General features: G+C 67.1%; 20 protein-coding genes. 9 read left to right on the top strand and 11 right to left on the bottom strand.

From position 1 onward, the window contains the following. Positions 1-50: 50 nt before the first annotated feature. Genes BMZ21_RS10225 through BMZ21_RS10200 form a run of 6 tightly spaced genes read left to right on the top strand, consistent with a single transcriptional unit; the run spans position 51 to position 5,774 of the window. Entirely contained in the window at positions 51-1,169 is a 1,119-nt protein-coding gene (locus BMZ21_RS10225; RefSeq protein WP_091832933.1) for an NAD(P)/FAD-dependent oxidoreductase, read from the top strand. Continuing rightward, complete coding sequence (locus tag BMZ21_RS10220) at positions 1,150-1,446, top strand: (2Fe-2S)-binding protein (RefSeq protein ID WP_091832930.1); 297 nt, start codon at positions 1,150-1,152, stop codon at positions 1,444-1,446. The genes BMZ21_RS10225 and BMZ21_RS10220 overlap by 20 nt, the downstream gene beginning before the upstream one ends. Beyond that, complete coding sequence (locus tag BMZ21_RS10215) at positions 1,443-2,843, top strand: FAD/NAD(P)-dependent oxidoreductase (RefSeq protein WP_091832928.1); 1,401 nt, start codon at positions 1,443-1,445, stop codon at positions 2,841-2,843. The genes BMZ21_RS10220 and BMZ21_RS10215 overlap by 4 nt, the downstream gene beginning before the upstream one ends. Continuing rightward, on the top strand, positions 2,840-3,970 hold the full coding sequence (locus BMZ21_RS10210) for an NAD(P)/FAD-dependent oxidoreductase (RefSeq protein WP_091832925.1): 1,131 nt from the start codon (positions 2,840-2,842) through the stop codon (positions 3,968-3,970). The genes BMZ21_RS10215 and BMZ21_RS10210 overlap by 4 nt, the downstream gene beginning before the upstream one ends. Next, positions 3,967-4,911 carry an ABC transporter permease gene (locus BMZ21_RS10205; protein WP_091832922.1) on the top strand — a complete coding sequence of 315 codons (945 nt, stop codon included), beginning with the start codon at positions 3,967-3,969 and terminating at the stop codon, positions 4,909-4,911. Before BMZ21_RS10210 ends, BMZ21_RS10205 begins: the two co-directional genes overlap by 4 nt. Continuing rightward, positions 4,908-5,774, top strand: coding sequence for an ABC transporter permease (locus tag BMZ21_RS10200; protein ID WP_091832918.1), 867 nt, complete (start codon positions 4,908-4,910; stop codon positions 5,772-5,774). Before BMZ21_RS10205 ends, BMZ21_RS10200 begins: the two co-directional genes overlap by 4 nt. A gap of 12 nt (positions 5,775-5,786) precedes the next feature. Here BMZ21_RS10200 and BMZ21_RS10195 read toward each other — a convergent pair whose 3' ends face one another. The 7 genes from BMZ21_RS10195 to BMZ21_RS10165 form a co-directional block, all read right to left on the bottom strand. Continuing rightward, a complete protein-coding gene (locus BMZ21_RS10195) occupies positions 5,787-6,344 on the bottom strand; it encodes an HNH endonuclease (RefSeq protein ID WP_091834276.1) in 558 nt (185 codons plus the stop codon). 261 nt (positions 6,345-6,605) lie between these two features. Continuing rightward, positions 6,606-7,487 (bottom strand): 3-hydroxybutyryl-CoA dehydrogenase, encoded by an 882-nt coding sequence (locus tag BMZ21_RS10190; protein ID WP_091832915.1) that lies wholly within the window; start codon positions 7,485-7,487, stop codon positions 6,606-6,608. A 74-nt stretch (positions 7,488-7,561) separates the two neighbouring features. Beyond that, positions 7,562-8,509, bottom strand: a complete 948-nt coding sequence (locus BMZ21_RS10185; RefSeq protein WP_091832912.1) for an electron transfer flavoprotein subunit alpha/FixB family protein — start codon at positions 8,507-8,509, stop codon at positions 7,562-7,564. Next, a complete protein-coding gene (locus BMZ21_RS10180) occupies positions 8,509-9,255 on the bottom strand; it encodes an electron transfer flavoprotein subunit beta/FixA family protein (RefSeq protein WP_091832909.1) in 747 nt (248 codons plus the stop codon). The genes BMZ21_RS10185 and BMZ21_RS10180 overlap by 1 nt, the downstream gene beginning before the upstream one ends. A 135-nt stretch (positions 9,256-9,390) precedes the next feature. Then, a complete protein-coding gene (locus tag BMZ21_RS10175; RefSeq protein ID WP_091832906.1) occupies positions 9,391-10,092 on the bottom strand; it encodes a rhomboid family intramembrane serine protease in 702 nt (233 codons plus the stop codon). Positions 10,093-10,210: 118 nt separating this feature from the next. After that, a complete protein-coding gene (locus tag BMZ21_RS10170) occupies positions 10,211-10,792 on the bottom strand; it encodes a cob(I)yrinic acid a,c-diamide adenosyltransferase (protein WP_091832903.1) in 582 nt (193 codons plus the stop codon). Between the two features lie 43 nt (positions 10,793-10,835). Beyond that, positions 10,836-11,306 carry an Lrp/AsnC family transcriptional regulator gene (locus BMZ21_RS10165; protein WP_091832899.1) on the bottom strand — a complete coding sequence of 157 codons (471 nt, stop codon included), beginning with the start codon at positions 11,304-11,306 and terminating at the stop codon, positions 10,836-10,838. A gap of 126 nt (positions 11,307-11,432) precedes the next feature. On the opposite strand from BMZ21_RS10165, the gene hppD reads away from it, so the two are divergent. Continuing rightward, positions 11,433-12,566, top strand: coding sequence for a 4-hydroxyphenylpyruvate dioxygenase (hppD, locus tag BMZ21_RS10160; RefSeq protein WP_091832896.1), 1,134 nt, complete (start codon positions 11,433-11,435; stop codon positions 12,564-12,566). Between the two features lie 6 nt (positions 12,567-12,572). On the opposite strand, the gene BMZ21_RS10155 is transcribed toward hppD, so the two are convergent. After that, the gene (locus BMZ21_RS10155) at positions 12,573-13,439 is read right to left on the bottom strand and encodes a LysR family transcriptional regulator (protein ID WP_091832893.1); all 867 of its coding nucleotides are present in this window, start codon (positions 13,437-13,439) and stop codon (positions 12,573-12,575) included. 170 nt (positions 13,440-13,609) lie between these two features. Here BMZ21_RS10155 and BMZ21_RS10150 point away from each other — a divergent pair, with 170 nt between their 5' ends. Then, positions 13,610-14,524, top strand: coding sequence for a DMT family transporter (locus tag BMZ21_RS10150; protein WP_167561597.1), 915 nt, complete (start codon positions 13,610-13,612; stop codon positions 14,522-14,524). A 34-nt stretch (positions 14,525-14,558) separates the two neighbouring features. On the opposite strand, the gene BMZ21_RS10145 is transcribed toward BMZ21_RS10150, so the two are convergent. After that, the gene (locus tag BMZ21_RS10145) at positions 14,559-15,119 is read right to left on the bottom strand and encodes a dihydrofolate reductase family protein (protein ID WP_091832887.1); all 561 of its coding nucleotides are present in this window, start codon (positions 15,117-15,119) and stop codon (positions 14,559-14,561) included. Positions 15,120-15,229: 110 nt separating this feature from the next. Between BMZ21_RS10145 and BMZ21_RS10140 the strand changes: the two genes are divergently transcribed. After that, complete coding sequence (locus BMZ21_RS10140; protein WP_091832884.1) at positions 15,230-15,742, top strand: winged helix-turn-helix transcriptional regulator; 513 nt, start codon at positions 15,230-15,232, stop codon at positions 15,740-15,742. A 13-nt stretch (positions 15,743-15,755) separates the two neighbouring features. On the opposite strand, the gene BMZ21_RS10135 is transcribed toward BMZ21_RS10140, so the two are convergent. Next, a complete protein-coding gene (locus BMZ21_RS10135) occupies positions 15,756-17,312 on the bottom strand; it encodes a hypothetical protein (protein WP_143079684.1) in 1,557 nt (518 codons plus the stop codon). Positions 17,313-17,512: 200 nt separating this feature from the next. Continuing rightward, entirely contained in the window at positions 17,513-20,737 is a 3,225-nt protein-coding gene (locus tag BMZ21_RS10130) for an efflux RND transporter permease subunit (protein WP_091832878.1), read from the bottom strand. Positions 20,738-20,752: the final 15 nt, after the last annotated feature.

Below are 20,752 nucleotides of genomic sequence, written 5' to 3'. Positions count from 1 at the left end.
TGACGAAATACAATGTCGCTTCCTAACGTCAAAGGGCGAAAGGGATTTTCATGCGGCCGGACATCGTCGTCATCGGGGGAGGAACGGTCGGGGCCGCCATTGCCTATGGCCTTGCCCGCAGGCAGCAGAAGGTGCTGCTGCTCGACGGCGAGGATGGCGATTTCCGCGCGGCGCGGGCGAATTTCGGGCTGGTCTGGTTGCAGGGCAAGGGCCTGGGCATGCCGGCCTACCAGGCCCTGACCCGCGACAGCATCGCGCTCTGGCGCGGCTTTACCGAAGAATTGGAGACAGAAACGGCGATAGACCTCGCCTATGAGCAAAATGGCGGCCTTGCCTTCTGCCTCGGCGAAGAAGGCTATGAGAAGCGCCGCGTCGATCTGCTGCGCCTCCATAACCAGCGCGGCGACGACGAGCCGGATTGGGAGATGCTCGATCGCCCGGCACTGGAAAAGCTGCTGCCCAAGGTGACGCTCGGTCCGGACGTCGCTGGCGCCAGCTTCGGCCGGCGGGACGGGCACGCCAACCCACTGCGGCTTCTGGCGGCGCTGCATGCCGGCGTCGCCCATCATGGCGGCGCGCTACGCCATCGCGCCCGGGTGCAACGGATCGAGCGTGTCGGCACCGACTTCAAGCTTACTCTCGACGGCGAGACGCTCACCGCACCGCGGATCGTCGTCGCCGCCGGGCTCGGCTCGCCTGAGCTGGCGCGCCAGGTCGGTCTCGACGTTCCCTTACGGCCGGAGCGCGGCCAGGTGCTGGTCACCGAGCGGCTCGCTCCCTTCCTGCCGCTGCCGGCGAGCGGCCTGCGCCAGACCGGCGAGGGCACGGTGATGATCGGCGCGACCAAGGACGATCCCGGCTTCGACGTCTCCACCACCGGCGAGGCGGCGGCGCGGCTCAGCCGCAAGACCGTGCAGATCGTTCCCGCCTTGGCGAAGGTCGGCCTCGTCAGGCAATGGGCCGGGCTGCGCATCATGACGCCCGACAGCTATCCGATCTATGCGCAGTCGCAGAGCCATCCCGGCGCCTTCGTCGCGCTCTGCCATTCCGGCGTGACGCTCGCGGCCTTTCACGCCGTGGAGCTCGCCTACGCCATCGCCGCGGGCAGCCTGCCCGAGCGCTTTTCTCCCTTCCACCAGAGTCGGTTCGATGTTCCGCAAGCTGCATGATCCGGGGCCGCAGGCGGTCACCATCTTCATCGACGGACGCCCGGTCGCGGCCGAGCTCGGCGAAAGCGTCGCCGCGGTGCTGCTGCGCCAGCAGGAAGGCTGGAGTCGGACCACGCCGGTCTCGCAGAGCCCGCGCGCGCCCTATTGCATGATGGGCGTCTGTTTCGAATGCCTGGTCGAGATCGACGGCCAGGGCTCGGTCCAGAGCTGCCTGACGCCGGTCGCGGGCGGCATGCGCATCGCCCGCCAGCAGGGCCGCCGGAGCCTGTCGGCATGAGCGAGCACACCGATCTCCTGATCGTCGGCGCCGGCCCGGCCGGCATGGCCGCCGCCGTCACCGCCCGCCGCCACGGGCTCTCCGTCCGTGTCGTTGACGATCAGCCGGCGCCCGGCGGCCAGATCTGGCGGGGAATCGAGACCGTCGCCGCGACGTCGCGCGCCAAGCGGCTCGGCGAGAGCTATCTTGCCGGCGCCGAGCGCGCCGCGGCCTTCCGCTCCTGCGGCGCCTTCTACGAACCCGAGAGCCAGCTCTGGCAGATCGAGCCCGGCTTCCGCGCCTTCGTCACGCGTGGTGGCAAGGCGCGCATCATGACGGCGCAGGCGATCATCCTCGCCACCGGCGCGCAGGAGCGGCCTGTGCCCTTTCCGGGCTGGACCCTGCCGGGCGTGCTCACCGTCGGCGCCGCGCAGATCCTGCTGAAGACCGCCGATTCCGTGCCTGAAAATCCGGTCTGGATCGCCGGCTGCGGACCGCTGCCTCTACTCTACATGACCCAGTTGCTGGCCGCGGGCGGCCGTATCGCCGGCTTCCTCGACACCACCCCGCGTGGACGTGTCGGTGCAGCGCTGCGCCACCTGCCGCAGGGGCTCGCCCGCCTCGGCGATCTCCTGAAAGGCCTGTCCTGGTCGTTGGCGCTGCGCTGGGCCGGCGTCACGATCATCCGCCATGTCACCGAGCTGCGCGCCGAGGGTGAGGGCCGTCTCCAGCGCCTGCGCTATCGCACGGAAGACGGCCGCGAGACCGAGGTCCCAGCCGAGGTGCTGTTGGTCCATGAGGGCGTGGTGCCGAACATCCATGCGCCGCTGGCGCTCGGCTGCGCCGCGCGCTGGCATGCCGGCCAGCAGTGCTATGTCCCGGTCCTCGACGCCTGGGGCGAGAGTTCGCAGGCCAATATCTTCGTCGCCGGAGACGGTGCCGGCATCGGCGGGGCTGAAGCGGCGGAGCCACGCGGACGGCTCGCGGCGGTGCGGGTTGCGGCCAGACTCGGCCGGATAGATGACGCCACCGCAGAAACCGCTGCCACGCCCGAGCGAAGCGCCCTCTCCAGCGCGCTCGCGCTGCGGCCCTTGCTCGACGCGCTCTACGCGCCGCGCCCGCAGCTCTATGCGCCTCCCGACGAGACATTGATCTGCCGCTGCGAGGAGGTCACCGCCGGCGAGCTCCGAGCCCGCGCGGTCGAGGGCCGGCCCGGCCCCAACCAGCTCAAGGCCTTCACCCGCGCCGGCATGGGCCCCTGCCAGGGCCGGCAATGCGGCTATTCCATGGCCCATATCGTCGCCGCCGCGCAGAACCGCCCTGTCGAGGAGGTCGGCTTCTACCGGATCCGGCCGCCGCTGAAGCCGGTGACGCTCGGCGAGCTTGCCAGCCTCGACGAACAGGAACCGGCGGCATGACCGACGCCGCATACGACGTCATCGTGGTCGGCGGCGGCCTGCATGGCCTCTCCGCCGCACTGCACCTCGCTCGCGCCGGCCGCAAGGTCGCGCTGGTCGAGCGGCGCTGGACCGGCCGCCACGCCTCCGGCGCCACCGCGGCGGGCGTTCGCACCCTCGGCCGCGACATCGCCGAGATCCCGATCTCGCTCGAAGCGATGGCGATGTGGCATCGCATCGAGACGATCGTGGGCGATACCTGCGGCTTCCACGCCCGTGGCCAGCTGCGCGTTGCGGAGAAGGCCCAGCACATGCCGGCCCTGATCGAGCGGCAGGCGCGCACCAGCGCTCTCGGCTACGGCCATGAAGAGCTGATCGACGCCGCCGAACTGCGCCGGCTCGTGCCAGCGCTGAGCCCGCATTGCGTCGGGGCGCTGGTGGCGCGGCGCGACGGCGCCGCCGACCCGCACCGGGCCATCGCCGCCTTCCGCCGATCCTGCGAGGCCGAAGGCGTCGTCATCGCCGAGGGCTGCGGCGTCGAGGCCGTCGACCGGTTGGGCGGCGACTGGCTCATCGTCTGCGGCAGCAGGCGCTTTCGCGCCCCGCAGATCGTCAACGCCGCCGGCGCCTGGGCCGGCCGGCTCGCGGCTCTGTTCGGCGATGTGATCCCGCTCGGCGTGCGCGCCTCGATGATGATCGTCACCGAGCGGCTCGCGCCTCTGCTCGATCCCGTCGTCAGCGTCGTCGGCCGGGCGCTTTCCTTCAAGCAAGCCGGCCAGGGCACGCTGGTGATCGGCGGCGGCCTGCAGGGTTCGGCCGATCTCGAGCGCGAACGCAGCAGCGTCGACTTCCGCCAGCTCGCCCGGGGCGCCCGCGCCGCCGGGGATCTCTTCCCGGCCGTGCGGGGCGTTCGGATCGCCCGCTGCTGGACCGGCATCGAGGCAGAGACATCAGACCACATACCGGTCATCGGCCTCTCGCCGAATGCGCCAGGCCTCGTCCATGCCTTCGGCTTCTCCGGACATGGCTTCCAGCTCGTCCCGGTCGTCGGCTCGATCCTGGCCGAGCTCGTCTGCGAAGGCCGCACGCGCCGCGAGATCGCCGCCTTCGCGCCGGGGCGACTGATGCAGGAAAGGGCGGTGGCATGATCGGCTATCTGGTGAGGCGCATCCTGCTCGCCATCCCCACTTTGTTCGTGATGCTGACCGCGATCTTCGTGCTGGTCCGGCTGGTGCCGGGCGATGCCGCCTCCGTCATCCTCGGCGACCAGGCCAGCGCCGCCTCGCTCGCCGCACTGCGCGAGAAGCTCGGCCTCGACCAGCCGGTCCACGTCCAGTACCTCGCCTTCCTCGGCAAGATCCTCACCGGCGATTTCGGGCAGTCGCTGTCGAGCGGGCGCAGCGTCATCCGCGAGGTGCTGCTCGTCCTGCCCTCGACGATCGAGCTCACCGTCGCCGCCATCACGATCGGACTTCTTTTCGGCCTGCCGCTCGGCGTCGCCGCCGCGCTGAGCCGCAATGGCTGGGTCGACTATATCTCGCGCGTCGTCTCTCTGGTCGGCCTGTCCTTCCCGGCCTTCGTCTCCGGCATCCTGATGCTGATCGTCTTCGCGATCCAGCTGAACTGGTTCCCGGTGCTCGGGAACACCAGCGGCTCCGGCAGCCTCACCGAGCGGATGCGGGCGCTGGCCCTGCCGGCGCTCAATCTCGGCATCATCATGACCGCCTATGTGATGCGCGTGACCCGCGCCGCCATGCTCGGCGTGCTGACCGAGGACTATATCCGCACCGCTCGCGCCAAGGGCGTCGGCCCGGCCCAGCTCGTCGTCACCCATGCCCTGCGCAACGGGCTGATCCCGATCATCACCGTGGTCGGGCTCTATTTCGGCACGCTGATCGGCAACTCGGTGCTGACCGAGATCATCTTCAACCGCCCCGGCCTCGGCAAGCTGATCATCGGCGCGCTCAATGCCCGCGACTACACCCTGCTGCAGGGGCTGATGATCATCTTCGCAATCTGCGTGATCGTCGTGAACACGCTGACCGATCTCGCCTACGGCCTCGTCGATCCCAGGGTGAAGTACTCATGAGCGCCGCCGACACCCCCGTCGCGATCCAGCCCGGCGGGCTCTGGCTCGCCTTCACGCAGAACCGGCTCGCCTGGATCGGGCTCGTGCTGCTGGCGCTGATCGTCTGCATCGCGCTGTTCGCACCCTGGCTCGCCCCGCACGATCCGCTCGAGCAGAACATCGTGGCGCGGCTGGAGCCGCCTTCGGCCGAGTTCTGGCTCGGCACCGATTCCTATGGTCGCGACGTGCTCTCGCGCCTGATCTATGGCGCGCGCATCTCGCTCTTCGTCGGCTTCGTCGCGATCCTGATCGCCATGCTGGTCGGCACCGCGATCGGCGTGATCGCCGGCTATATCGGCGGCGTCTTCGACCAGCTCGTCATGGGCGTGCTCGACGTACTGCTCGCCTTCCCGACGCTGCTGCTCGGCCTGATGATCGCGGCCATGCTCGGTGCCAGCCTGGAGAACCTGATCATCGCCATCGCGGTGACCGAGGTCGCCCCCTTCGCCCGCGTCGCCCGGGCGCCGACGATCACCTTGCGCCAGCGCGATTTCGTCGAGGCCAGCCGCTCCTATGGCTGCGGCCCGTTCCGGATCATGACGCGGCACATCCTGCCGAACATGATCTCGGACGTGGTGGTGATGAGCTCGCTCTGGCTGGCCTCGGCGATCCGCACCGAGGCCTCGCTCAGCTTCATCGGGCTCGGCGTGCCGCCGCCGGCGCCGACCTGGGGCGCGATGATTCGCGAGGGCTTCGAGAACATCCTCGACGCCTGGTGGCTGGCGGTCTTCCCGAGCCTTGCCATCCTCGTCACGGTGCTGGCGCTCAACCTGCTCGGCGATGCCCTGCGCGATGCCTCGGATCCGCGCTCGCGCTCGCGATAATGGTGCCGGAGCTCACGGCTCCAGCTCGGAATCCCAGTAGAGATAATCCAGCCAGCTGTCGTGCAGATAGTTCGGCGGGAACAGCTTGCCGTTGCGGTGCAGGTCGTTGATCGACGGCGCGAACGGCTTCTGCATCGGGATCATGCCGACCGCGGTCGGCATCTTGTCGCCCTTCATCAGATTGCAGGGCGAGCAGGCTGCGACGACGTTCTCCCAGGTGGTGAGCCCGCCCTTCGAGCGCGGCACGACATGGTCGAAGGTCAGCTCGTCGCGCGTGCCGCAATACTGGCAGGCGAAGCGGTCGCGCAGGAAGACGTTGAAGCGGGTGAAGGCCGGGGTGCGCGAGGGCTTGATATAGGTTTTAAGCGAGACGACCGAGGGCAGCTTCATATTGAAGCTCGGGCTGTGCACCACCGTGTCGTATTCGGAGACGATGTTGACCCGGTCCATGAAGACCGCCTTGATCGCGTCCTGCCAGCTCCACAACGAGAGCGGATAGTAGCTCAACGGCCGGAAATCGGCGTTGAGCACCAGCGCCGGACAACCGTCCGGCGAGGCCATCGGATGCATCACATGCGCCGTCACCCGTATCGCGCCTCCGCTTCTAGGGCTCGCACGAATCCTGCCGCATCAATGTAAGCGCGATGCGACAGGAATGTGAAGCGACGATGTTGCGGCGCGAATGCGCAGACGCACGCGTCATTCCCAGGCGGAGCCCTCGGGTCCGACCTTCGGTCGACCCGAGGAGAAACTCAGCGCAGACCCGGGAATCGCATGCGGAATCTGGTTTTCGAGATGCTCGGCTCAAGGCCGAGCAAGACGGCATCGTTTTCAGCGCGTCGGAATCGGCTTTTCGCCGCGATAGTCGTAGAAGCCGCGCTTGGTCTTGCGACCGAGCCAGCCGGCCTCGACGTACTTCACCAGCAGCGGGCATGGCCGGTACTTCGAATCGGCGAGGCCGTCATGCAGCACCTGCATCACCGACAGGCAGGTGTCGAGGCCGATGAAGTCGGCAAGCTGGAGCGGCCCCATCGGGTGATTCGCGCCGAGCTTCATCGCCGTGTCGATCGCTTCGACCGAGCCGACGCCCTCATAGAGTGTGTAGACGGCCTCGTTGATCATCGGCAGCAGGATGCGGTTGACGATGAAGGCCGGGAAATCCTCGGAGACCGACGCCGTCTTGTGCAGCGCCGCGACGAAGCCCTTGGCGCGTTCGAAGGTGCCGTCGTCCGTGGCGATGCCGCGGATCAGCTCGACGAGCTGCATCAGCGGCACCGGGTTCATGAAATGGATGCCGATGAAATGCTCGGGGCGATCGGTCGCCGCGGCCAGCCGCGTGATCGAGATCGACGAGGTGTTCGAGGCCAGGATCGCGTCAGGGCGCAGATGGGCGCAGACGGCGGTGAATATCTTGCGCTTCACCTCCTCGCTCTCGGTCGCGGCCTCGATCACGAGGTCGCACGGGCCCAGATCCTCCAGCTTCGGCGCCGCGACGATCCGGCGCATCGCGGTGCGGCGATCCTCGTCGGCGATGGCACCCTTGGCGACCTGCCGGGCCATGTTGCCATCGATCGTCGCCAGCGCTGCGTTGATGCGGTCTTCGGCAACGTCGTGCAGCCTGATGTCGAAGCCCGCGACCGAAGCGACATGGGCGATGCCGTTGCCCATCTGCCCGGCCCCGATGATGCCGACGGTCTTGATCTGGTGGTCCATGTGACGCTTCTGTTCCCCGAGGGAGCTGGCGCGGACGGCCTGATCGCCGCCCGCGACGCGACTTAGTCTACCGATTACTTGCCGGCTTTTTCGAGCTCTTTGTCGAGCTCGGGCAGTATGGTGAAGAGGTCGCCGACGAGGCCGTAATCGGCGATCTGGAAGATCGGCGCCTCCTCGTCCTTGTTGATGGCGACGATGACCTTCGAGTCCTTCATGCCGGCGAGATGCTGGATCGCACCGGAGATGCCGACCGCTACATAGAGCTCGGGGGCGACGACCTTGCCGGTCTGGCCGACCTGCCAGTCGTTCGGCGCGTAGCCGGCATCGACCGCCGCGCGCGAAGCGCCCATCGCCGCGCCCAGGCGATCCGCCACCGGCTCGATCACCTTGGCGAAGTTCTCGGCCGAGGCGAGCGCTCGCCCGCCCGAGACGATGATCTTGGCCGAGGCCAGCTCCGGCCGGTCGGACTTGGCGACCTCCTCGCCCTTGAACGACGAGGTGCCGGGATTCTCGGCAGCCGAGACGCTCTCGATCGGCGCGCTGGCGGAGCCATCGCCGGTCGCGGCAAAGGAGGCGCCGCGGACGGTGATCACCTTCTTGGCGTCCGATGACTGCACCGTCTGGATGGCGTTGCCGGCATAGATCGGCCGCTCGAAGGTGTCGGCCGAGACGACCTTCGTCACTTCCGAGATCTGCATCACGTCGAGCAGCGCGGCAACGCGCGGCATGACGTTCTTGCCGGTGGTGGTGCCGGGCGCGACCAGCGCGTCGTAAGCAGGCGCGAGCGAGACGATCAGCGCCGCCAGCGGCTCGGCGAGGCGATGCTCGTAGGATGCGTCGTCGGCGAGCAGCACCTTCTCGACGCCGTCGAGCCTGGCGGCGGCTTCGGCGACAGCCTTGGCGTCAAGGCCGGCAACCAGGACATGCACGGGCGCGCCAAGATCCTTGGCGGCGCTCAGGGCCTTGCGCGTGGCCTCGTTGAGGCTCTTGTTGTCGTGCTTGGCGAGCAGCAGCGTGGTCATCAGATCACCCCGGCGGTCTTGAGCTTGGAGACGAGTTCGGCGGCGTTGGCCACCTTGACGCCGGCGGAGCGCCCGGCCGGCTCGGCCGTCTTCAGCACCTGGAGGCGCGGGGCGACATCGACGCCGAGGGTCTCGGGCGTGGTCTCGTCGAGCGGCTTCTTCTTCGCCTTCATGATGTTGGGCAGCGAGGCATAGCGCGGCTCATTGAGGCGAAGATCGGTGGTGACGATCGCCGGCAGCTTGAGCTGCACGGTCTGCAGGCCGCCATCGACCTCGCGGGTGACGTCGGCAGAACCGCCATCCAGAACGACCTTGGAAGCAAACGTGCCTTGCGGCCAGCCGAGCAGCGCCGCCAGCATCTGGCCGGTCTGGTTGCAATCGTCATCGATCGCCTGCTTGCCGAGGATGACGAGTTCGGGCGTCTCCTGCTCGACGACCTTCTTCAGCAGCTTGGCTACCGCCAGCGGCTCGGTGGCGGCGTCGGTCTTCACAAGGATGCCGCGATCGGCACCCATGGCGAGGCCAGTGCGGATCGTCTCGGCGGCCTGCGCCGGCCCGACCGAGACGACGATCACTTCCGTGGCCTTGCCGGCTTCCTTGAGCCGCAGCGCCTCTTCGACCGCAATCTCGTCGAAGGGATTCATCGACATCTTCACATTGGCCAGTTCGACCCCGGAACCGTCGCCCTTCACGCGGATTTTCACGTTGTAGTCGACCACTCGCTTCACGGGCACAAGTATCTTCATAAGGGCGTCACCGGTTGTGGAGAGATGCGATCTGATGCCGATCCGCCGGCCAAGCGACGGCCAGCATCGCGGCACCCGGCTGAAATGCGGACGGACCGTAGCGACGGGAATTTGCGCTTGTCAACGCCATGAAAGTCACGGCAGCCCCCGCATGCCGCGGCCGAACAAGGGCAGCTCGCGCCGGATCAGCAGCGGCGTCAGCGCTGCGCCGGCGCCGAGCCCGCCGAGATGCGCCCACCAGCCGACGGCGCCCTGCTCGTCGAACAGCGCCGAGAGCAGCTGGAACAGGATCCAGGCACCGAGCGCGTACATCGCCGGGATGTGCAGGGGAATCCATTTGAAGGCGAGGCCCCAGACGCGCACGCGCGGGTAGAGCATCAGATAGGAGGCGATCACGCCCGAGATCGCGCCGGAGGCGCCGATCAGCGGCTGCTCCGATTCGGGGTTCATCAGCGCATGCAGCAGAGCCCCGGCGATGCCGCAGAGCAGGAAGAAGACGAGGAAGCGCAGATGCCCCATCGCATCCTCGACATTGTCGCCGAAGACCCAGAGGAACAGCATGTTCCCGATCAGATGGGCGAAGCTGGCATGCAGCATGATGCCGGTCATCAGCGTCAGCCAGGGTGGCGCCTTGAGCAGTTCCGGCGGCAATTGCGCCTCGCCGAACAGCACTGCCGGGATCGTGCCGAAGCCGGCCAGCACCGCGACCTCGCTCGCCTCGCTGGTCCAGTGCATCAGCATGAGCCGCAGCACGATGCAGAGCGCGATCAGAAAATAGGTGACATAGGCGACGCGGATGAAGCGCATCGGCATGCCGTCATGCAGCGGCACGAACATCGGCTAGATCACGATGATCTTGGATCGTGTCGATCCAAGATCGTAAGAAGTGATCGATTCCGAGAGTTTAGAGCAGGATCTCTGCGAAAAACCGGTTCCCACTTTTTCGCATCCTGCTCTAGCGGTTCTGGCCGGGCGTCCAGAGCACGTCGCCCCCCGCCCTGGCATTGAGGTGGCGCGAGGCGACGAAGAGGAAGTCCGACAGCCGGTTGATGAACTTCAGCGCCGGCGGGGCGACGCTCTCGCCCTCCTCCTGCGACAATTCGACCATCAGCCGCTCGGCCCTGCGGCTGACAGTGCGGGCAAGATGCAGGTGGGCGGCGCCCGGCGTGCCGCCCGGCAGCACGAAGGAACGCAACGTCCCGAGCGGTCGGTTGAGTTGGTCGATCTCCGCTTCCAAGCGGTCGACCTGCGCCTGCACGATCCGCAGCGGCTCCCATGCCAGCTTCTCGCCGGTGTCGGGCGAGGCAAGCTCGGCCCCGAGGTCGAAGAGATCGTTCTGGATGCGGCCGAGCATCGCGTCGAGCTCGGGATCCTCCCCGGCGCAGTGCAGCCGCGCCATGCCGATGCAGGAATTGGTCTCGTCGACCGTGCCATAGGCGGAGACGCGCAGGTCGAACTTCGGCCGGCGCGCGCCGGTGGCGAGCGCCGTGGTGCCGTCGTCGCCGGTGCGGGTGTAGATGCGGTTGAGAACGACCATATCCGAGTTATAGCGCGCTGCAGCATCGGCGGAAGAGGCAATCTCACGCCATCGCCAGCGGCAAAAGTCCCGGCTCCTTCAATGTCTCCAGGGCGATCTCGGAACGCACGCGCGCGACGCTCTCATGCGGCAAAAGTACCTCGTTGACGAGGCGCGCGAGTTCCTTGAGATCGCCGACCGCCACCTTCAGCATGTAGTCGGCCTCGCCGGTCAGCGCATGCGCCTCCAGCACCGCGGGCGTCAGCTTCACAAGGTCGCGGAAGCGCCGGGCATTGTCGCGCGAATGGGTGTTGAGCGCGACATGGATGAATACGGTCACGGAAAGCCCGATCGCCTCGGGATCGATCAAGGCGCGATAGCCGCGAATCACGCCCGCGCCCTCCAGCGCCTGGCGCCGCCGCGAGACCTGGCTGGCGGAGAGGCCGACCCGCTCGGCGAGCGCACCATTGGTCAGCGAGGCGTCCTGCTGGAGCGCTTCGAGCAGGCGCCAGTCGAAAGCATCGAGCTGCGGCATTTCGTGAGCCTTCCTGCGCTTCCGTACACGATCCGTGCAAACTCAATCCTGGAGCGTCGAATTTTGCAAACCTTTCGCCGTCCGGATGCGCGAGGATCGGCCAACGCAGATTCGAGGAGGACGCATATGGGACCGTTCCCGCACGACGCCGAGCCGCCGGCCATTTCCGCCGCCAATCCGATGGGCACTGACGGCTTCGAATTCGTCGAATACGCCCATCCCGAGCCGGAGAAACTCGGCGCGCTGTTTGAAACCATGGGCTTCACCAAGGTCGCGAAGCACCGTTCCAAGGACGTCACGCTCTATCGCCAGGGCGACGTCAACTTCATCGTCAATGCCGAGCCGGAGTCCTTCGCTCAGGGCTTCGCCGCCGAGCACGGTCCCTGCGCCTGCGCCATGGCCTTCCGCGTCGTCGACGCCAAGCATGCCTTCGAGCGCGCGGTGTCGCTCGGCGCCGAGCCCTATGAGAGCAAGGTCGGCCCGGGCGAGCTGCAGATCCCGGCGGTGAAGGGCATCGGCGGCTCGCTGCTCTATTTCGTCGATCGTTATGGCCAGAAGGGCTCGATCTACGATGTCGACTTCGAATGGCTCGGCGAGAGCGACCCGCATCCCGAGCAGGCCGGGATGTATTATCTCGACCACCTCACCCACAACGTCATGCGCGGCCGCATGGACCATTGGGCCGACTGGTATGGCGAGCTCTTCAATTTCCGCGAGATCCGCTTCTTCAATATCGAGGGCAAGCTCACCGGCCTGATCTCGCGGGCGCTGACCTCGCCCTGCGGCAAGATCCGCATCCCGATCAACGAATCCCTCGACGACAAGAGCCAGATCGAGGAGTACCTGCGCCAGTACAAGGGTGAGGGCATCCAGCATGTCGCGCTCGGCTCGCGCGACATCTACTCAAGCGTCGAGCAGCTCCGCCAGAACGGCTTGCCCTTCATGCCGTCGCCGCCCGAGACCTATTACGAGAAGGTCGACGGCCGCGTGCCGAACCATGGCGAACCGGTCGCCCGGCTCAAGGCCAACGGCATCCTGATCGACGGCGAGGGCGCGGTCGCGCTCGGCTCCAAGGAAGGCCGGATGAGCAAGGTGCTGCTGCAGATCTTTTCGGCCACCGTGGTCGGCCCGATTTTCTTCGAGTTCATCCAGCGCAAGGGCGATGACGGCTTCGGCGAGGGCAATTTCCGCGCTCTGTTCGAGTCGATCGAGGAGGATCAGATCCGCCGCGGCGTGCTGAAGCCGCAGGCGGCGGAGTAAGGCGTCTCACGCCGCCAGCCGCGGCCCCGCCATCGCCTCACGCAGCGCCTGCGCGAAATGACGCGCGGCCATGCTGGCCTGCGGTGCGATCACCAGTGCGACCGAGAGCTCGAACAGCGCCGGCAGATTCTCGGACGGCTCCAGCCGACGCAGGGAAGCAGGCGCCGCGCTCTCGGTTATCGCGGTGACGCAGAGGCCCGCCTCGACCGCTGAAAGCAGCCCGGCCATATGCGACGACGAGAACACCAGCCGATGCGGCCGCTCGGCCGCCTGCAGCGCGTTCAGGATGCGCGGACGCGCCCGGCAGCCCTCGTTGAACAGGCCGAGCGGCAGGACCTCGCTGAGCTCCGGCCGATGACCGCGCGCCGCGACCCAGACCAGCGGCTCGCGCCTCAGGCGCTCGCCCTTCGGCCGGCCGGGATCCTGGGTGATCACCGCAAGGTCGAGCTCGCCCGCCGCCACTGCCGGCTCGATCCGCTTCGACAATTCGCAGTGAACCTCGATCTCGACGCGTGGATGCTCTTCGGCGAAGCGCACGATCAGCGGTCTCAAATAGGCGTCGACATAATCGTCCGGCAGGCCGATCCGCAGCCGGCCAACCGCCTTGTCGCCGTCGAGCTCGGCCCGCGCCTCGCGTTCGATCGCGAGCAGGCGGCGCGCCTGGGCAAGCAGGCGCTCGCCTGCCTCGGTCGGCGTGACGCCGCGCCGCGAGCGCTCCAGCAATTGCCTGCCGAGCACAGCCTCGAGATCCTGGATACGGCCGGAAACCGCCGATTGCGTGCGCCCAAGCCTCGCCCCGGCCGCCGTGAAACCGCCGGTGTCGGCGACCGCGACGAGCATGGCGAGGGCATCGAGATCGAGATGGGTCGACATCACCAATCCATCGGAAACAGCAATAGATGAATCAGGTTAATCCGTTTTTCCGATTGCGGGAAGCGGGCTAGGTTGTGACGAACAGAACAGCCCTCACGCCGGGGAGCGATCGCAGATCGTGGCTCCTCAGGATGGGGTTGAGTCGATTCCAGGATTCGAAAGCCTGCCTCATGTCTGCCCCGAGCCTGTCCCTCGCCGACCGTCCTGCCAGCCCGGCGCTCGGCATGTTCCTCCTGCTGCTGCTCGGCGCGACCTGCATCGGTTTCTCCGGCATCTTCGTGCGCTTCGCCGATGTCGGCCCAGCCGCCGCCGGCTTCTGGCGCATGGCCTTTGCACTGCCGGTGCTCGCCGCCTGGATGGCGCTGGAGAACCGCCGCGACAGCGCTGCCGGAGTGAAGCCCGGCGCCATGCTGCCGATCGCGCTCGCCGGCCTCGCCTTCGGCGTCGACGTCGTGCTCTACAACGCCTCGCTCGGCTTCACCTCGATCGCCAACGCCTCGCTGCTCGGCAATCTCTCGCCGGTCGGCGTCATCCTGGGTGGCTGGCTGCTGTTCCGCGAAAAGCCGACCCGGCGCATCCTCGGCGCCCTGCTGCTCGCCATCGGCGGCGCCGGCCTGCTGGTGCTGCCGAAGCTCTCGGGCAGCGCAACGCCGCTCTCAGGTGCCGGCCTGTTCGGCGACGGCCTCGCCATCGGCGCCGCCTTCTCCTATGCCGCCTATATCCTTGCCGTCCGCCGCGCCCGCAACCGCGCAGCTTCGGGTCGCATCGGTCTGATCTCGAGCGCCATCTGTGCCGTGTTCTGCATCGCCGCTGCGCTTGGCCTCGGCGAGACCATCCTGCCGCAGAGCCTGACCGGCTGGCTCGCAGTCGCCGCGCTCGGCCTGGTCTCGCATGCGATGGGCCAGGGCCTGATCACGCTGGCGCTCGGCCATTACGGGGCGAACGCCGCCTCGCTGGTGATGGTGTGGCCGGCGCTGGTCTCGGTGCTCGCCGCCTGGGCGATCTTCGCCGAGCAGCCCTCGCTGGCCCAGGCCTTCGGCGGCGTGGCGATCCTGGCGGCCGTGCTGCTGGTGCGGAAGGGATAGAACGACCCCTTCCACGGATTTGCGCGTCACCAGTTCAGTTCCCAGTGGCGTAGCGCAGAATCACGGTGCCGTTCTTGAGCGGCCGGCTTTCCAGCAGCTCGAGCTTCTGGCGCTCGCTGCCCGGCTTGAAGAACAGCGTACCCCGGCCGAGCCGCACCGGCACCAACGCCAGCATCAACTCGTCGACCTGCTCTTCCTTCAGCAATGTGTCGACCAGTTCGGCACTGCCGAAGACGAGGATGTCCTTGCCCGGGGCAGCGCGCAGCCTGGCGATCTCGCCGACGATGTCGGCGGTGACGCGAGTATTGTTCCAATCGGAGCTCTGAGCGCTGCGCGAGGCCACCAGCTTGGGCAACGCGTTCATATAGCGCGTCACCTCGCCGTCTTCGTTGGCCTGGGCCGAGGTCCAATAGGCCTTCATCCCGTCATGGGTGACGCGGCCAAAGACCAGCACTTGAGCCCGCTTGCCGAACTCCTTGCTGAGCGCGTCGAGTTCCTCGCCCCAGGCGTCGCTATGAAACGAGAGATCCCACTTCTCCTTGCCTTCGAAATAGCCGTCCAGCGTCACGAGATTCCAGACGATCACCTTGGCCATCGCATCCTCCTTCCTGGCGCTGCGTCGCGCCGTCAGAACCGCTTGCATTTTGCAAGCGGTTGGCTTCTAGCAAAACCGATTGTAGAATGCAAGCGGTTTTGGAGAGAAGCATGAAAGAGACCGGCCGCTCCGGCTGCCCGATCAACCTGACGCTCGAAATTCTGGGCGATCGCTGGAGCTTGATCGTGCTCCGCGACATGATGTTCGGCAATCGTCGGCATTTCCGCGAGCTGCTGTCGAAGTCGGACGAAGGCATCGCCTCGAACATCCTCGCCGACCGGCTGAAGCGGCTGCTCGAGAACGGGCTGATTTCGCGTCGCGACGACGCCAGCCACAAGCAGAAGGGCATCTACAGCCTGACGGAGATGGGGATTTCGCTGGTGCCGGTCTTCGCCGCCATGGCCGATTGGGGCCGGCGCTTCCTGCCGGTGACGCCCGAGATGTCAATCCGCGCCGAGATCCTGGCCGAGGGCGGACCAGTCCTGTGGCGGAAATTCATGGACGAGCTTCGCTTCCTTCATCTCGACGCGCCCCGGCCGACGCAATCCATCCTTGACGACCTGACCACCGCCTATCGCGAGGCCGTGGAGCGCAAACGCGTGGCTGAGGCGGAGACAGCCTGATGCCTCCGGCTACCTAGCTGTCAGGCCATTTCAGGAGATCGCCGATCCGAGTCGCCGAGTAGAGTCTCACATCAGCGACTTCGGTGATCTTCCGCACCGCCAGATCGGGCACGAGCACATTGTCGAGCTCGACATGCGAAACCACGAAGACAGTGACGTCCCGGGGCAGCCATGCGAGCTCCGCCGCCACCTCCGCCAATGTCTCGGAGGTCGCGGGGTCGGGCAGTTGCGGGAGGTCGTGTGCCCGCTTTGCCCAGAAATTCAGGAAGACCTGCGTCGGCAGCACGTTCCGGCCGGCCAGATGCCTCAGCAGCAGATGCGGGTGCTCGACGAAGACATGCGCTTCGGTTGCCGGCACCTGCTGAAACGCCCTGACCAGTCTCGCAAAACGCCAGGCACGCTCGACCGCGCCGGGACGCACCTCTCCGACCTCCGGAACAAGCAGCACGATCGCATTCGCAGGGATCTGCTTTGCGATCGCTTCGTAGGTCGCATCGATCTGCCGGAGCGGAGACCAGAGATAGATCAGCAGCCCGGCCTTCAGGGCCGCGATCGCGATGAGCAGCGCAGACACCGCCCGATCCAGCCTGACCGGCTGCGGCGAGGGGCCGCGCAGGTAAATCACTGCCAGCGTCACGAGAGCCGGGACGAGGCGGCGATCGGCAGCCCCGACGCTCATCAGGTCTTTCGGCATGACGATGAACAGCAGGCAGCCTGCGAGCAGCCCGGCCAGTTCATGGCGGCCGGCAGTCAGGCCACGCCGCCAGGCCAGCAGGCCGACGACCCCGAGGACAAGAGCCGACAAGCCATATTCGAGCGACAGGTTCGTCGTCTTGCCGACCGAGAAGATGCCTGTGACCTTGGTGATCAGGTGCCATTCCGTCGGGCCCGACTGCCCCGGCTCCATGACCAGCAGAAGCACGCCCACCACGAGCGCAGACAGCCAGTGCAACCTGAGCAGCCTGGCGCTCTCGGCGAAGCGCCGTGCCCGCCAGTCGTCGAATGCCGCGACCATGAGGATGCCGCCGCAGAAGCACACATAGAGCATCACCGGGAAGATGCTGATCAGGCACATCGCGCCCAGGATCAGGGCCTGGCTGACGACGAAGCCGGCCGAGGGGGCCTTGTGCTGCTCGACGGCCCTGTGCAGCGCGACGAACATGACGCCGAGCCCGAGGATGTAGTTGAACAGCCCCCAATACAGCGGCTCGGAATAGACGGCGAGAAGGATGAGGAGGAGAATGGGAAGGTCCGTTCGCTCTCCCCGCTCCTGCCGGCACCAGACGGCGGCCGCGATATAGACGCACACCGCCGTGCAGATGAATACTGTCAGCGCGACGGACGGCGACACGATCTTGCCGAGAGCGCTGGTGAACACGTCGATGGCGAGATTCGGATAAAGCCTCTCGCCGGCCTGAAAGAATTGCGCCGCCGCGTCGTCGGCCAGCAGCATCTCCCACAGAGTCACGCGGAAAAGATGGTTCGGCCCATCGACGAAGAAGGCGCCGCCCGACGCCAGGATGGGCAAGCTCGCCGCCAGCATGACGAGCGCGATGGGCCCCAGAGGCACGCCCCTTGCGGGCACGGCAACGGCGCCGCGACCGTCCTGGCCCTGGCTGCTCGGCGCTGTTCCTGCGAGGACCTGGTCTTCCATGGCAGGAGTGTAAGACGCTGCATTCCGCAGGCAGCAGCCGTGCAAAATAGGTAGCTCATCGGGGCGCGGCGCGGCTGCCCCGATGCGCTACCTGTCCGGCTAAAGCGCCCTTGCCCTCACTCCGCCGCCAGCCGCGGCGGCGGCAGCTTGCCGGCCATCGCCTTGGCGCTGGCTTCACCAGGCGTCTCCTCCTCGCGGATCGCCTCCCACTGGCTCTCGTCCTCGGCCTTGCCGAGGAAGCGGCCGAAGACCCAGCCGGTGAGCCGGCCGAGATCGTCCATCACCACGTAGAAGGACGGCACGAAGACGAGGGAGAGCACGGTCGAGACGAGCAGGCCGCCGATCACCGCGATCGCCATCGGCGCGCGGAACTCGCCGCCATCGCCGACGCCATAGGCGGAGGGCAGCATGCCGGCGGCCATGGCGATGGTGGTCATCACGATCGGCCGCGCCCGCTTGTGGCCGGCTTCCAGCAGTGCCGTCAGCCGGTCCTTGCCGCGCGCGACTTCTTCGACCGCGAAATCGACCAGCATGATCGCATTCTTGGTGACGATGCCCATCAGCATCAGCAGGCCGATATAGACGGGCATCGAGACAGGGTTGTGGGTGGCGAGCAGCGCGATCACCACGCCGCCGAAGGAGAGCGGCAGCGAGAGCAGGATGGTGATCGGCTGGAAGACCGAGCCGAACAGCAGGATCAGCACGGCGAGCACCAGCATCAGGCCGGTGGTCATCGCGTGGATGAAACCTTCGACCACCTCGCCCTGGATCTCGGCATCGCCGGTCGCAGCGATGCGCACGCCCTCGGGAAGGCCGACCTCCTTGACGATCTCCTGGAACTTCTCCTGTGCGGTGCCGAGCTCGAAACCGCGCTTCAGGTCGGCGCCGATGGCGGCGCGGCGGACGCGGTCATAGCGGTCGATCGAGGACGGGCCTTCGCCGAAGCCGATCTCGGCCACGGCGGTGAGCGGAACCGAGACGCCGGACGCGCTGATGACGCGCAGCGCTGCGATGTTGCGGATGTCGGTGCGGGCCTGCTCGTCGAGCTGGACGCGGATCGGCACCAGCCGGTCGCCGGCATTGAACTTTGCGAGGTTGGGACCGATGTCGCCGATGGTGGCGACCCGCAGCGCCTCCGAGATCGCCTCGGGCGTGACGCCGAGATTGGCGGCCTGTTCCAGCTTCGGCGTGACGCGCATCTCCGGCCGGCTCAACGAGCCGGCGGTGGCGACGTTCAAGTAGCCGTCGACCTGGCGCATGCGCGCCTCGATCTTCGCCACCGTCTCGTCGAGCGCATCGCCGTCCTTGGACAGGATCGAGAACGCCATCTCGCGCTCGCCGCGCTCGTTGACGTACCAGGCGCGGACATCGGGCACGCCGGCCAGCTTCTCGGCGATGACGACCTTGAGTTCCTTCTGCGGAACGTCACGCTCGGCCTTCGGCGTCAGCAGGATGAAGACCGCGGCGCGGCGGACCTCGCGCTGGCCGGTCGGCGATGCCCCGCCAAGCACGAAGACGTTCGTCACCTGCGGGATCTCGCGCAGCTTGTCGACGATCTTGTCGGTCGCGACGGTGGTGTCCTCAAGCGTCGCGCCGGGCGGCAATTCCACCGATGCGACGATGCGGGCGGTATCCTCCTCCGGGAAGAAGCCGGTCGGCAGCAGCGCCGTCGCCTGGATCGAGACGAACAGGAAGCCGAAGCCGGCGATCAGCGTGAGATAGGCCGTGTTGAACGGCAGCTTCCGCCATGTCCTGGAACCGTCGAAGCGCGGCAGCACCGGGATGCGGCGCTTCCTGAGCGAGGCCTCGAGCAGCCAGGAATAGCCGCGCATCACGAAGCCGTCCTTGGCGTCGTGGTGCTTCACCGGCCTGAACAGATAGGCTGCCATCATCGGCGTGATCAGGCGCGCGACCAGGAGCGAGAACAACACCGCGATCGCGACGGTGAGGCCGAACTGGCGGAAATACTGGCCGGCGATGCCGCCCATGAACGAGACCGGCGCGAAGATGGCGACGATGGTCAGCGTGATCGCGATGACCGCGAGGCCGATCTCGTCGGCGGCCTCCATCGCGGCGCGATAGGGCGATTTGCCCATCTTCATGTGCCGGACGATGTTCTCGATCTCGACGATCGCGTCGTCGACCAGGATGCCGGTCACCAGGGTGATACCGAGCAGGCTGACGAGATTGAGCGAGAAGCCGAGCAGTTCCATCGCCCAGAAGGTCGGAATGGCCGAGAGCGGCAGCGCGATCGCGGTGATCAGTGTCGCCCGCCAGTTGCGCAGGAAGACGAAGACGACGAGCACGGCCAGCGCCGCGCCCTCCAGCAGCGTCTCCATCGCCGCCTTGTAGTTGCCGTGGGTGTAGGCGACGGCGTCGTCGATCGGCGCCAGCTTGATCGTCGGATAGCGCTTGTTGAGGTCGTCGATCTTGGCCGCGACCACGTCCTTGACCGAGAGCTCGCTCGAACCCTTCGAACGGAACACTGCGAAGGACACCACAGGCTGCTTGTTCAGTCGGCCGAAGGCACGTGGCTCCGAGCTGGCATCCTCGACCCGGCCGAGCTCCTTCAGGCGGACCTCGCGCCCACCGGTGAGCTGGATCTTGCTGTCGGCGAGCTCCGCCACGGTCTTGGCGCTGGCAAGCGTGCGGATCGCTTGCTCCTGGCCACCGACCTCGCCGCGCCCACCAGCCAAGTCGACATTGGTGGCGCGAATCTGGCGGTTGACCTCGCCGGCAGTGGTGCCGAGCGCGAGCAAACGGTCGGGATCGAGCGAGATCCGGATTTCGCGATCAACGCCGCCATAGCGTTCGACCCGGCCGACGCCCTTCAGCCCCTGCAATTCGCGCGCGACGACATCGTCGACATGCCAGGAGAGCTGCTCCAGCGTCAGCCCGGGCGAGGAGGCGCCATAGGTCAGGATCGACTGGCCCTCGACGTCGATGCGCTGGATCACCGGCTCGTCGATGGTGCGCGGCAGCTCGGCCCTGATCTTGGCGATCGCGTCCTTGACGTCATTGACGGCGCGGTCGGTGTTGGTTTCGAGCCTGAACTCGACCAGCGTCACCGAAGAGCCGTCGGTCAGCGTCGACATCACATGCTTGACGCCGGTGATGTTGGCGACCGCGTCCTCGACGCGCTTGGAGACCTGGCTTTCCAGCTCGGCCGGGGCAGCGCCCGACTGGGTCACCGTCACCGAGACGAAGGGCACGTCGATATTCGGGAAGCGCGTTACCGGCAGTTTCGAGAACGAGAGCAGCCCGAGCACGCAGAGCACGACGAAGAGCAGGATCGCCGGAACAGGCTTTCGGATCGACCAGGCGGAGAAATTGACGCTCACGAATAGCTCCGTCGG

The sequence above is a fragment of the Allobosea lupini genome (assembly GCF_900109525.1).
GTDB classification, from domain to species: Bacteria; Pseudomonadota; Alphaproteobacteria; order Rhizobiales; family Beijerinckiaceae; genus Allobosea; species Allobosea lupini.
The sequence above is the reverse complement of the archived record's forward strand: the minus strand, read 5'-3'. Positions and strand labels throughout refer to the sequence as shown.

Bases quoted from the DNA above. Each gene is read 5' to 3' on its own strand.
- BMZ21_RS10225 (WP_091832933.1), top strand. From the start codon at position 51: ATGCGGCCGGACATCGTCGTCATCGGGGGAGGAACGGTCGGGGCCGCC.
- BMZ21_RS10140 (WP_091832884.1), top strand. From the start codon at position 15,230: ATGAAAGAGACCGGCCGCTCCGGCTGCCCGATCAACCTGACGCTCGAA.
- BMZ21_RS10215 (WP_091832928.1), top strand. From the start codon at position 1,443: ATGAGCGAGCACACCGATCTCCTGATCGTCGGCGCCGGCCCGGCCGGC.
- BMZ21_RS10195 (WP_091834276.1), bottom strand. From the start codon at position 6,344: ATGCATCCGATGGCCTCGCCGGACGGTTGTCCGGCGCTGGTGCTCAAC.
- BMZ21_RS10210 (WP_091832925.1), top strand. From the start codon at position 2,840: ATGACCGACGCCGCATACGACGTCATCGTGGTCGGCGGCGGCCTGCAT.
- BMZ21_RS10205 (WP_091832922.1), top strand. From the start codon at position 3,967: ATGATCGGCTATCTGGTGAGGCGCATCCTGCTCGCCATCCCCACTTTG.
- BMZ21_RS10200 (WP_091832918.1), top strand. From the start codon at position 4,908: ATGAGCGCCGCCGACACCCCCGTCGCGATCCAGCCCGGCGGGCTCTGG.
- BMZ21_RS10170 (WP_091832903.1), bottom strand. From the start codon at position 10,792: ATGGTCGTTCTCAACCGCATCTACACCCGCACCGGCGACGACGGCACC.
- BMZ21_RS10165 (WP_091832899.1), bottom strand. From the start codon at position 11,306: ATGCCGCAGCTCGATGCTTTCGACTGGCGCCTGCTCGAAGCGCTCCAG.
- hppD (WP_091832896.1), top strand. From the start codon at position 11,433: ATGGGACCGTTCCCGCACGACGCCGAGCCGCCGGCCATTTCCGCCGCC.
- BMZ21_RS10155 (WP_091832893.1), bottom strand. From the start codon at position 13,439: ATGTCGACCCATCTCGATCTCGATGCCCTCGCCATGCTCGTCGCGGTC.
- BMZ21_RS10180 (WP_091832909.1), bottom strand. From the start codon at position 9,255: ATGAAGATACTTGTGCCCGTGAAGCGAGTGGTCGACTACAACGTGAAA.
- BMZ21_RS10145 (WP_091832887.1), bottom strand. From the start codon at position 15,119: ATGGCCAAGGTGATCGTCTGGAATCTCGTGACGCTGGACGGCTATTTC.
- BMZ21_RS10185 (WP_091832912.1), bottom strand. From the start codon at position 8,509: ATGACCACGCTGCTGCTCGCCAAGCACGACAACAAGAGCCTCAACGAG.
- BMZ21_RS10150 (WP_167561597.1), top strand. From the start codon at position 13,610: ATGTCTGCCCCGAGCCTGTCCCTCGCCGACCGTCCTGCCAGCCCGGCG.
- BMZ21_RS10175 (WP_091832906.1), bottom strand. From the start codon at position 10,092: ATGTTCGTGCCGCTGCATGACGGCATGCCGATGCGCTTCATCCGCGTC.
- BMZ21_RS10220 (WP_091832930.1), top strand. From the start codon at position 1,150: ATGTTCCGCAAGCTGCATGATCCGGGGCCGCAGGCGGTCACCATCTTC.
- BMZ21_RS10190 (WP_091832915.1), bottom strand. From the start codon at position 7,487: ATGGACCACCAGATCAAGACCGTCGGCATCATCGGGGCCGGGCAGATG.